12 protein-coding genes and 1 pseudogene are annotated in these 11,210 nt (G+C 70.2%); 9 read left to right on the forward strand and 4 right to left on the reverse strand.

Annotation, left to right across the window (positions count from 1 at the left end):
- A partial coding sequence (locus VGX25_RS06640) for a hypothetical protein (protein WP_326916721.1) occupies positions 1 to 219 on the forward strand: 219 nt, incomplete at its 5' end.
- A 21-nt stretch (positions 220 to 240) separates the two neighbouring features.
- Here VGX25_RS06640 and VGX25_RS06645 read toward each other — a convergent pair.
- Positions 241 to 1,830 carry a hypothetical protein gene (locus VGX25_RS06645; protein WP_326916722.1) on the reverse strand — a complete coding sequence of 530 codons (1,590 nt, stop codon included), beginning with the start codon at positions 1,828 to 1,830 and terminating at the stop codon, positions 241 to 243.
- Positions 1,831 to 2,045: 215 nt separating this feature from the next.
- Between VGX25_RS06645 and VGX25_RS06650 the strand changes: the two genes are divergently transcribed.
- Together VGX25_RS06650 and VGX25_RS06655 are read left to right on the forward strand one after the other, a co-directional pair.
- Entirely contained in the window at positions 2,046 to 3,776 is a 1,731-nt protein-coding gene (locus tag VGX25_RS06650) for an FG-GAP-like repeat-containing protein (RefSeq protein WP_326916723.1), read from the forward strand.
- A 177-nt stretch (positions 3,777 to 3,953) separates the two neighbouring features.
- Positions 3,954 to 5,339 (forward strand): hypothetical protein, encoded by a 1,386-nt coding sequence (locus VGX25_RS06655; RefSeq protein ID WP_326916724.1) that lies wholly within the window; start codon positions 3,954 to 3,956, stop codon positions 5,337 to 5,339.
- Between the two features lie 66 nt (positions 5,340 to 5,405).
- Here the strand turns inward: VGX25_RS06655 and VGX25_RS06660 are convergent, their stop codons facing one another.
- Complete coding sequence (locus VGX25_RS06660) at positions 5,406 to 6,023, reverse strand: TetR/AcrR family transcriptional regulator (RefSeq protein WP_326916725.1); 618 nt, start codon at positions 6,021 to 6,023, stop codon at positions 5,406 to 5,408.
- Between the two features lie 85 nt (positions 6,024 to 6,108).
- On the opposite strand from VGX25_RS06660, the gene VGX25_RS06665 reads away from it, so the two are divergent.
- The 6 genes from VGX25_RS06665 (at position 6,109) to VGX25_RS06690 (ending at position 10,363) form a co-directional block, all read left to right on the forward strand.
- Positions 6,109 to 6,714: a class I SAM-dependent methyltransferase gene (locus VGX25_RS06665; RefSeq protein ID WP_326916726.1), complete on the forward strand. Its 606-nt coding sequence runs from the start codon at positions 6,109 to 6,111 to the stop codon at positions 6,712 to 6,714.
- Between the two features lie 4 nt (positions 6,715 to 6,718).
- Positions 6,719 to 7,333 carry a DUF2218 domain-containing protein gene (locus VGX25_RS06670; protein WP_326916727.1) on the forward strand — a complete coding sequence of 205 codons (615 nt, stop codon included), beginning with the start codon at positions 6,719 to 6,721 and terminating at the stop codon, positions 7,331 to 7,333.
- Between the two features lie 183 nt (positions 7,334 to 7,516).
- Complete coding sequence (locus tag VGX25_RS06675; RefSeq protein WP_326916728.1) at positions 7,517 to 8,203, forward strand: hypothetical protein; 687 nt, start codon at positions 7,517 to 7,519, stop codon at positions 8,201 to 8,203.
- Positions 8,200 to 8,604, forward strand: coding sequence for a hypothetical protein (locus tag VGX25_RS06680; protein WP_326916729.1), 405 nt, complete (start codon positions 8,200 to 8,202; stop codon positions 8,602 to 8,604). The genes VGX25_RS06675 and VGX25_RS06680 overlap by 4 nt, the downstream gene beginning before the upstream one ends.
- A gap of 117 nt (positions 8,605 to 8,721) precedes the next feature.
- The gene (locus tag VGX25_RS06685) at positions 8,722 to 10,056 is read left to right on the forward strand and encodes a hypothetical protein (RefSeq protein WP_326916730.1); all 1,335 of its coding nucleotides are present in this window, start codon (positions 8,722 to 8,724) and stop codon (positions 10,054 to 10,056) included.
- Between the two features lie 109 nt (positions 10,057 to 10,165).
- Positions 10,166 to 10,363 (forward strand): hypothetical protein, encoded by a 198-nt coding sequence (locus VGX25_RS06690; RefSeq protein WP_326916731.1) that lies wholly within the window; start codon positions 10,166 to 10,168, stop codon positions 10,361 to 10,363.
- Here the strand turns inward: VGX25_RS06690 and VGX25_RS06695 are convergent.
- Entirely contained in the window at positions 10,360 to 10,536 is a 177-nt protein-coding gene (locus VGX25_RS06695) for a hypothetical protein (RefSeq protein ID WP_326916732.1), read from the reverse strand. The two genes, VGX25_RS06690 and VGX25_RS06695, sit on opposite strands and share 4 nt — an antisense overlap.
- Positions 10,537 to 11,002: 466 nt before the next feature.
- Positions 11,003 to 11,210: pseudogene (locus VGX25_RS06700) on the reverse strand (PPOX class F420-dependent oxidoreductase); the annotation flags it as partial.

Raw genomic sequence — 11,210 nt, forward strand, 5'->3', positions numbered from 1 at the left:
CTGCGCGCCGCCGCCGACGCCATCCGGCTGTCCCGCCGCACCCTCGGCACCATCAAGGGCAACCTGTTCTGGGCCTTCGCCTACAACGTCGCCGCCCTGCCGCTGGCCGCGCTCGGCCTGCTCAACCCCATGCTCGCCGGCGCCGCCATGGCGTTCTCGTCGGTGTTCGTGGTGACCAACTCCCTGCGGCTACGGGGTTTCCGCAGCACGATCTCGTGAGACCGCCGGCCCGACCGGTGCTCAGCGGTCGAGCCGGGCGGCGTCGCCGAGGGTGGAGTTGCCTTCCAGGAAGCGGATCCGGGCCACCTCGAGCGCGCGTCTGCCGGTGTAGGCCAGGATGTAGAGGCCGTTGCGGACGTCGACGACGTAGATCAGTCCATTGTGGATGATCGGGTAGCTCCACATGACGACCTTGTTCGGGCCGCGGGACAGCGCCGGGTCCTCGGTGGCCACCGTGGCCAGCGGGGCCGGGGAGAACCAGCCGGCCTGGGTGGGCCGCGCGGGGTCGGCGATGTCGATGGCCTGCAACCCGCTGCTGTGCCAGGCCATGATCACCAGGTTCCGGGTCAGCGTCGGATTGTGCGACGAGTAGCTGGTGAACTGCTCGGTGGCCGGATCGTCGCCGGGTGAGCCGCAGAACTCCCGGGTGTTGGGCACGGTCCGGTACTCGCCGACGATCCGCGGCCGGGCCGGGTCGGACACGGCGATGGTGCGGGTCCAGCCCCACGGGCAGCCGAAGCTGGGCGCGGTGAACGTGCCGTACACCTCGTCGACGGTGAACGCGAACGGCCGCCCCGGCACCGGCACCGCCGAGTGCGACTCCGCGCACTCGTCAAGGCAGCCGCCGTCGGCGGTGCCCCACCGCGGCCGGTTCTCCACCGGGGTCAACAGCTTGTCGTTGAGCGACAACCCACCCGGCGGGATCCGCCCGGCCGCCACGTCGGACGTGTCCAGCACCAGGAAATGCCCACGCAGGTAGGCAAGGTAGGTGCGGTTGCCGTCCACGGTCACCGCCATCGAGTGCAGCGCGAGGTCGTTGTCGTAGTTGGCCGGGACCTCCGCACCCGGGTACAGGTTGTTCCAGTTCCCCCTGGCGATCTCGGGGAACACACCCTCGCGGGCCCGGCTGACGTCGGTCACCACCAGGTTCGCCACGGCCGGGTCGGCTGAAGAGGTAGGGGTGGACAGGAACAGCAGGCTCCGGCCGGTGCGGCGCGGATCGGTCCACAGGAACATCTCGTGCGGCTTGCGGGACGGCACGTACGTGGCCAGCAGCGGCGGGTTCACCGGGTCGGCGGCCAGGTCGAAGAACCGGATGCTCCACACGTCCGGGCTCGGCGGGCAGGCGTGGATCACCGTGCTGCACCGGAAGTACATCACCGCCAGCAGCCGCTGGTCCGGCAGCACGCGCATCTCCCGGGAGGTCTGTCCCAGGTTGGCGCCGGTCGCGAGCTCGGCGCCGAACTCGCCCACCACCCGCGGCCGGAACGGGTTGAGCGTGTCCACCACCTGGATGCCGGGGGCGGCGTGCGGGCAGGAGTCCGGGCCGCTGACCGGAATCCGTGGATCACCGGCACCGCAGCGAGCCGACCCGTCGGTGCGGTTGCCGACGTAGACGTACCTTCCGAACACCGCCAGCGCCGCGTTCATCCCCCGGTTCGCCAGCGGCGCGTGCCCCACCTGCACGAAGTTCCGCGACGTGCCCGGCACGTGCCCACCGGGACCCACCACCACATCCGCCGGCGCTGCCGGTGCGGTCAGCAGCGAACCGAGCAGCACCAGCGGGCACAGGCCGGGAGCGAACAGCCGGGATCGAGGCTTGCCCTTCATGACCCCCAACCTCCACCCGCACGCATGTCGGGTCAATCACCCGACCAGCCTCATTACGAGGCTCAATAGTGGTGGCTATTGAGCCGGTCCCGCGCCGCCCCTAACGAACCGTCGGTGGCGCGCGAACTAACTCATTGCTGCCGCGTGGGCGTTCGAGCGGGGACGGCGGACCAGCCGGCGGCGCGTACCGTATGTGATCGTGAACAGGAGACGATGTGGCTCTGGGAGATGGAATTCGGCGCAATATCGCGTATGTCGAGCCCGAGGAGCGGGCGCGATTTCGCGACGCGCTGATCGAGCTGGCCAAAAGGAAGTTCCCCGGCGAGCGGGACGACCCGATTCCCGGCGGCGTGAGCTGGTGGTTCAAGCAGGATGAGATCCACCAGGCGACGCACGTGCACGGGGGGCCGGAGTTCCTTCCCTGGCATCGTGAGATCGTCAACCGGCTGGAGGACATGCTGCGCGAAATTGATCCGCAGCTGTCGCTGCACTACTGGGACTGGACGCAGGACCCGCGGGCCATCCCGAACGCGAAGCTGGAGGGTGGGGCCACCGGCACGCTCAACCTGTTCACCGACACGTTCATGGGTTACGGGGGAAGCGTGCCGGCGCCGATCGGTGAGCCGTGGTTGAAGGCCGGCTACTACGTGCCCAACGCGGCGATACACCGGGACGACGCCGACGGCACCGCCGCCGACCCGCCGGCCAGCGTGATCCGGTCGGTCTCCGGGAGCCCGGCGTCGAAGTCCGGGGACACGTCCATCATCAGCGCCGCGGACTACCCGACGATGCGGACGCGGCTGGAGATGGTGCACAACGCCATGCACGGCTTCGTGAACATGGGCAGCCAGCACACGTCCTTCCGCGACCCGTTCGTGTTCCTGCTCCACTCGAACGTCGACCGGCTCTTCGCGCTGTGGCAACTGGATCCCGCGCATCCGGAACGGCTGGATCCGGCCACGGTGTACGGTTCGGAGAGCGGAGACCCCGGTCTCAGCGGCGCGATCCCGCCCTGGTCGGGAGTTCCACCGACGGTGCGTCCGTGGGCGCCGCCGGAGGGGCAGCAGGACCCCAAGACCTACAAGCATCCCTCCGTCGTGATCCCGCGCCCATACGACACGAGTGGACCCCGGCTGGTCGTGCCGAACTTCGGGTACAGCGCGGGTGGTTGGCGGGTCGACAAGCACCCGCGGTTCCTGGCCGACCTGACCGGCGACGGCCGGGCGGACATCGTCGGGTTCGGCGACGCCGGGGTGTGGGTGTCGCTGAACAAGGGTGACGGCACCTTCCAGACGCCCACCATGGTCATCGACAACTTCGCCTACACCGCCGGCGGCTGGCGCGTCGACAAGCACCCCCGGTTCCTCGCCGACCTCACCGGCGACGGCCGCGCGGACATCGTCGGCTTCGGCGACGCCGGCGTGTGGGTATCGCTCAACAACGGCAACGGCACCTTCCAAACGCCCCAACTGGTCGTGGCCAACTTCGCCTACAGCGCGGGCGGCTGGCGCGTCGAGCTGCACCCGCGGTTCCTCGCCGACCTGACCGGCGACGGCCGGGCGGACATCGTCGGGTTCGGTGGCGCCGGCGTGTGGGTGTCGCTGAACAAGGGTGACGGCACCTTCCACGCGCCCCAGCTGGTGATTGCGGACTTCGGCTACAACGCCGGCGGCTGGCGCGTCGAGCTGCATCCGCGGCTGGTGGCCGACACGACGGGCGACAAGCGGGCCGACGTCGTCGGCTTCGGCAACGCCGGAGTGCTGGTGTCGCGCAACAACGGCGACGGCACCTTCCAGGCGCCCCAACTGGTCGTGGCCAACTTCGCCTACAACGCGGGCGGCTGGCGGGTCGACAAGCACCCCCGGTTCCTGGCCGACCTGACCGGCGACGGCCGCGCCGACATCGTCGGCTTCGGCGACGGCGGTGTCTGGACCTGGCACATGTGACGGGAACGACGGTCGCCGCCCGCACCTACTACCTTCGGTAGGTGCGGGCGGCCGCTATGCGGCCACGCTCTGGTCCTTTCGGGCGAGGACCGTTGTCACGTCCGGCCCGGCGGTGCGACTCTCCCTCGGGACGGAATCGACACAGGCACACCGTCAACGTCGACAGGAGTTTGTCGCATGTCCCGAAGCATCCGCCGCGGGCTCGGCGCAGTGGTGCTGGCGAGCGCCCTGGTCGCCCCGGCGACCGCGCTCGCCGACCACGCGACCAATCCGCACACGCAGAACATGCACGCCAAGGGCCACAGCCCGCACCCGGCGACGTTCCTCGGCGAACCCGACGGCGTCCGGCACGTCAACTCCGACATCGCATTCCGCGGCAACCTGGCCTTCCACGGCAACTACGACGGGTTCCGGATCGTCGACATCGCCGATCCGGACCACCCCACGGAGATCGTCCACCAGCGCTGCAACGGCGACCAGGGCGACATCGCGGTGTGGGGCGACGTTCTGGTCAGATCGTGGAACTCCAAGAAGACCACCGCCCGCGACTGCGACGGGCAGACCGTGCCGGCCGGCTGGGAGGGCGTGCACGTCTTCGACCTCAGCAACCTGCGCAACCCCAACCTGATCGCCTCGGTCGAGCTGCCGTGCGGCTCGCACACCCTCACGCCGGTGCCCGACCTCGCCAACGGCCGGCTGATCGTCTACAGCAACAACTCCAGCAGCTCGGGCTGCGGCACGAGCGGCATCCGCGCCGAGGAGGACCTGCTCGGTGACTTCATCGACGTCATCGAGGTTCCGCTGGCGCACCCGGAGAACGCGAACCTGCTGCGGCGCGAGCCGCTGGCCGGGCCGATCACCGCCGTCCGCACCGGCTGCCACGACATGGGCGCGATCCTCGGCAGCGTGAACCTGGCCGCCTGCGCCAGCGCCGACGCCGCCAACGTGTACGACATCGGCGCGAACGCGCATCCCGGTGGCAGCATCGCGGACCCGGAGTTCCTGTACACGATCAGCGAGCCGGGCGTCGGCCAGCTGGGCACCAACGGCCGCTGGCACTCCGCGTCGTTCAGCTGGGACGGCCGGATCCTGCTGCTCGGCTGGGAGCCCGGCGGCGGCGCCGAGCCCGAGTGCCAGAGCACCGACCCGAACGTCGACAAGAGCCTGTTCTTCTACGACGCCCACACCGGCGCCAAGCTCGGCCAGTGGGTGCTGCCCCGGCCGCAGGACGGCGAGGCCGAGAACTGCACCATCCACAACTACAACGTCGTGCCGCTGCGCAACGGCCGCGACGTCGTGGTGAGCGGGAACTACCAGGCGGGCACCTGGGTCACCGAGTTCACCGACCCGGCGCACCCGGTGACGATCGGCTGGTCCGACCCGCCGGCGATCAGCCCGCCCGACCTCGGCGGCGCGTGGTCGTCGTACTGGTACAACAACTTCATCTACGAGTCGAGCATCACCGAGGGCCTCAACGTGTTCCGGCTCAGCGGCAACGCCACCGGTGGCGCCATCAGGTTGTCCCACCTCAACCCGCAGACCCAGGAGTTCTCCCTGCCGTAGAGCCCGGTCGACAGCCCTGTTCCTCCCGCCGAGGAACAGGGCTTCGGCATGCGCGCAGACGCCTCGCTACCGGCAGGCGTTGGGCCGGGGTCGCAGGCCGGAGAGGGTGACGGTGACCAGCCGGCGGACGGCGGCCTGGGACGCCAGGCTGCGGGCGGCGTTGAGGGCGTGCAGGCAGTAGGTGGCCAGCTCGTCGGGCGAGACGTCGCCGCGGACGTCGCCGGCTTCCGCGGCCTCGGCGACCAGGTCCCGAACCAGCTCGTGCAGGCGTTTCTCGGCCGGGACGAGGTGCTCGTCGCGGTGCAGCGCCGCGGCGATGTCGGGGTCGTGGGACTCGGCGTGCTGGTGCGTCCCGTGGTGCTGCAGCCGCTGCCGGTGGATGTGCGCGTACGCCTCGAGGACGGCGTCGAGCCGCTGGCCGGGGGTTGCGGCCCGGTCGCGGATCTCGGCGAGCTGCGCGAGATGGCCGGCGATCTGCCGCTCGTGCCAGGCGAGCAGGACCGCTTCCACGTCCGGGAAGTACTTGTACAGCGTCGCCCGGCCGATGCCGGTCCGCTCGGCGATCTTCGACATGGTCACCGCGCGCAGCCCCTGCTCGGCCACCAGTGCGGCGGTGGCATCCAACGTCGCCTCGCGCACGGCATGGCGGTGCGCGTCGATCGTCTCGGTCCACAGCTTGGGCATCGCCCCCGATCATACAGGTTGACATGTCCTATACAGTCTGTCCGTAGAGAGACAGATTGTATCGATAACTCCGGAGGCTCCGCGCATGGCCGGCCCGTCCCACCACCCGACCCCGACCAGACCGGACGACCTGTACGCCAGCCCGCCGCCGTGGGACATCGGCCGACCGCAACCGGCCTTCCTTGCCCTCGCCGGGCGGGGCGCCCTCACCGGCCGGGTGCTCGACGTCGGCTGCGGGACCGGCGAGCACGTGCTCATGTGCGCGGGGCTCGGTCTGGACGCCACCGGCGTCGACCTCGCGGCGACCGCGCTGCGCATCGCAGCGGACAAGGCACGCGAACGCGGCCGCACCGCGCGATTCCTCCGCCACGACGCCCGGCGCCTCGCCGACCTCGGCGAGTCCTTCGACACCGTGCTCGACTGCGGCCTGTTCCACATCTTCGACGGCGCCGACCGTGCGGCCTTCGTCGCCGGCCTGCGCTGCGTGCTTCCGCCGGGCGGCCGCTACTTCATGCTGTGCATCAGCGATCGGGAACCGCGCGACTGGGGACCGCACCGGATCACCCGGGACGACATCACCACCGCGTTCGCCCGGGGATGGCGGGTCGACTCGATCGAACCCGGCACGATCGACATCACCCTCGACCCCGGCGGCGTCCGCGCCTGGCTGGCCGCACTCACCAGGAGCTGACCCGATGCCGACCGTCGAAGCCCACGTGCCCACCGAACGCCCGAGCCGGTTCCTGGTCCAACTCTGCCGCCACGCCAGCCAAATGAGCCGCAACCGCATGATCCGACTCCCCGCCCACCTGGCCGGGGACTCGCGGGCCGGCGCGATGCCGAACAACCTCACCGCGGAATGGTCCGACACCCACGGCACGGTCAGCGTCGACGGCGGCACCTGCATCCTGTGGGCCACCCAGGACGCGCTGAACCTGCGCATCGACGCCCACGACGAGGAGACCCTGCACCGCATGCAGGAGCTCATCACCAGAAACCTCACCCGGTTCAGCCGGCGCGACCCGCTCACGGTGACCTGGAACCGGACCGACGCACCGGACCGGGCCACCGGCGCCCCGGCCGCCCCCACCGGGCACGCCGCCCACCGTCGCCGCCGCACCGCGCTCCTGATCGCGATCGCCGTCCTGGCCATCGCGGCACACGTGGTGCTCGGCGGAGCCGTGCTCGCCGCTCCACAATGGACAGCCTGGGCGGCCGACGCCGTCCTGGCGCTCGTTCTGATCAAGGCCGCCATCCTCACCGCCGGCTATCTCACGCATCGCCGCCGCAGAGCCGCGAAGTCCCGCTGAGGCCACTACGTGGACTTTTAGTACTACTACCGCTCGCGGATCCGCGCCGATTCACTTTTCCGTTCGCTGTTGGGAAATTCTCCGCACCAACGATCCGTTGACCCGCCGACGCGGACATCCTTAGCCTCCAAGGACCCGCCACTCCTCTCCGGTGGCGGACCCTGCACCCTGCTTGGAGGAACCATGCGCCCGCGCCTTCGGCACGCGGCGTTCGTGGCGGTGACCGCCGCCATGATCGTCGGGTTCACCGCGACGCCCGCCGCGGCAAGCCATTCCTGGAACGGCTACCACTGGGCCCGATCCGGCGAAGCCCGCCTCACCATCCTGTCCAGCGTCACCTCGAACTGGAGCAACGCGCTGTCGGTCGCCAACAGCGACTGGAACCGCAGCGCCTACCTGCAGAACACCGTCGTCGCCAGCAGCACCACCAGCACCGCCCGCCAGCAGTGCGCCTTCCCGTCCGGCGCCATCCGGGTCTGCAACTTCACCTACGGCAACACCGGCTGGTCCGGTCTGGCCTCGATCAGAGTGACCAGCGGCAACCACATCACCACCGGCACCGCCAAGATGAACGACACCTTCCTGGCCAGCGCCGACTCAGCCAAGCGGCAAGGCGTGATGTGCCAGGAAGTGGGGCACGACTTCGGCCTTGCCCACCAGGACGAGAACTTCACCAACCCCAACCTCGGCACCTGCATGGACTACACCAACAACTGGAGCACCAACCAGCACCCCAACACCCACGACTACAACCAGCTCGCCGCCCAGTACGGCAACCACAACGACAGCACGGCGGCCAGCCGCGACACCGCCGGCATCACCACGATCGTCACCGGTGACGTCGTCACGCTCGTCACCTGGGCCTCGTGAACCGCATCCGCATTCTGGTGCCCGTCGCGGCCGCCCTGCTGGGCGGCTGCGGCGGGTCACCCGCTGACCAACCCACCGGCACCCTCGACGTCGGCCAGCAGGGCACCGCGCCGCCGCGCACCGCCTGGTACCTGCGGATCGAGACCACCGACGCCAAACCGATCGTCGAGCACACCTACCCCAACGCCCCGATCGCGTTGACCCAGGACCTCGCCGTCGGCAACTACCGCGTCATCAGCTGGAACCGCCCCTGCTCCGACGCCTGCCCGGCCAGCGGCGACAACGGCCTCGGCCCGCTCAGCCAGGTGTGCGGAGCCCCGGTCACCGTCACCAAGGGCACCCGCGTCTCGGCCACCGTCGTCATCAACACCGACGGCACCTGCTCGGTCCGCGTCAACTGACCGCCGCTCAATTGAGGCAATTCGGATCGCGCACCGCACCGGAATGCGACTAGCCTCGTACCGCGTTTCCGGGCCGAATCGGCGTTCTTCACGCGCAGCGCAACCGGAGGTATGGGGATGAAACGAGCACGGACTGCCGTCGTCGCGAGCCTGTCCACCGCGGCCCTTCTCGCACTCGCCGCGCCCGCCGGCTCGGCGGCGCCACCCGGATCGGACGGTGAGGAATCCCGGGCGCCGGCCGGAACCGTGCTGGACAACTTCAAGTTCGTCGGGCACTCCCCGCTCGACGGGTTCAACGACTACGGCGATCTCTACGCCCACGGCGATTTCGCCTACGTGGGCAGCCGGTGCTCGCCCACCGCCCAGGGCGGCGCCGGTGTTCAGGTCGTCGACATCTCCCAACCGAAGCACCCGCGGCTGGTGAGTGAACTGCCCAACCCGCCGTTCACCCGCGCCGAGGACGTGACCGTGCTCGACGTGCGCACCCCGACGTTCACCGGCGCGCTCGCCGTCGTCGGCATCCAGGCGTGCTTCAACAGCGGCCACGAAGCCGAGGTGGTACCCGGCGTTCGGCTCTTCGACGTGACCCGTCCCGGCCGCCCGGCCCTGCTCGCGCACTGGGACCTGCCCCAGGGAACCATCGGTTGCCACGAGATCGACGCCGTCCAGCGCCGGGACGGCGCCGTGCTCGTCGCCTGCGCCCGCAACTTGATCGACCACCAGCGCAGCAACGGGGCGACCGCGCTGCACCTGATCGACGCCACCGACCCGGCCAACCCGCGCACGGCCGCCGACTGGACCCTCAACGCGGCCCCCGGCACCGGAGTGGGCTGCCTGGCCGCCCAGTTCGCGCACAGCGCCCGCTTCACCGACGGCGGGAACTCGGTCTATGTGTCCTATTGGGACGCCGGCACGGTGCACCTCGACATCACCACCCCCGGCGCGCCGGCCGTGGTCGGCACGACCAGAATCGCACCACCGGACGAGGACGCCGACAACCACTCGATGACGCTCGCCAACGACGGCGCCTGGCTGATCATCAACACCGAGGACTTCTCCCCAGGTGACTGCGAGGAATCCGCCTTCGGCGGCTGGGGTGAGGTCTACATCTACGACAACACCAACCCCGCCCAGCCGGCGTTCCTCGGCACCTTCTCCACTCCCAACAGCCGGTCGACCCGAACCGACGGCGCCTACACCGACCACAACACCGAGGTCACCGGCCGCGACCAGTTCTTCTCCTCCTGGTACTCCGACGGCATCGTATGGTGGACCATGACCGGCTCCGGCATCACCCGGCAACGCGGCCAGTTCGTCCCCCCACCCCGCCCCGACGGCTCCCCCGCCTCCGTCTGGGGCGTCTACATCGACTCCGCCCACGACCTCATCCTGGCCAGCGACACCCGCACCGGCCTCTGGATCGCCAAACCCAAGGGACTCAACGACTTCTAGCGCCTGCTTCAGAAGTCACCGGTAACCGCACCGGCCGCGGGCCGGCGTGGACAACAGTCGATCATCGATCGCCGCACCTTGAGAATGCGCCGCCGGGTGCGGACCCGGGGTGCGCCGCGGCCTGGTGTACGGCCGGCTGGACCGGCCGCCCAGCCCGTGCATACGCAGCGATCGGCCCACCGTCGGCCGTGGTCCCCGCCACCCGGAACCGGTCGGCCGCGCGCCACCGCGCCCCGACCTGATCTGCGCCGGCGACACCCGCACCGGCCTCTGGATCGCCAAACCCAAGGGACTCAACAACTTCTAGTCGACGACCGCGGCCCCGGCGGAGCGAGGCGTCCCGTCGTGTCCAGCTTGCGGACGCTCCACGCACATCGCGCCGGCGAGTGTGAGCGCGATCCATGGCAGCGCCGGCAGGTCGGCGGCCCTGGCGAGGTCCGGCGCGGTTCCGGTGAGCAGGTTGCCGAGCAGGATGCCCACGCGATGCCACCGGGATTGTGCCCCTCCGACTTGGCCGAGAAGCTCCGACCGTCCACAGTGAACGGCTCAGCGATCCACAACACCGGCGTGCTGCCCACCGTCCCCGCCGGGGTGTGGCCCGGCGTACCGCCCGCGGCCAGCACCAGCCGAGCCGGCGCCGCCGACTCCACCCGACGAGGCCGAACTCCTCAAGCCGATGAACCGAGGCCGCGTGCACGGAACCACCCATCAGTCGACCAATCCTTGGGGCGACGAAGCGAGCACCGGGCCGGCAGCGCCCGCGGCCTCGAGCCGACCACGGCCGGATGAGGATCCTCGCCACGACGATTCGCCGCCGTCGGTCCGGTCACGCCTGCTGATCTCGCAACTACTATGATCACTAGCAGTCATTCGCCCGCCACCGGCTGTCCATCACCACCTCAGCGAGACCGTGCCGGCCGAGATCCGTGGCGTGGGACGGGGCGGCTCAGCCGACGGCCTGTCGATCGGGTTCGATGAGCGCGACGACCCGCTCCTCGCCGCGGGGATAGGGGCCGCCGGTGTACTTCGTCGAGATCCGGTCGACGATCTCCCAGGCGGGGTCGCCCTCGAGCCACTCGACGACCCGGCCGCGGATGATGACCGGCTGGAACGGGTTGCCGGGTGGCGTCAGGGAGAGCGCGACCCGCGGGTCG

It is taken from the genome of Actinophytocola sp. (genome assembly GCF_035942955.1).
Lineage (GTDB): Bacteria > Actinomycetota > Actinomycetes > Mycobacteriales > Pseudonocardiaceae > DASYTH01.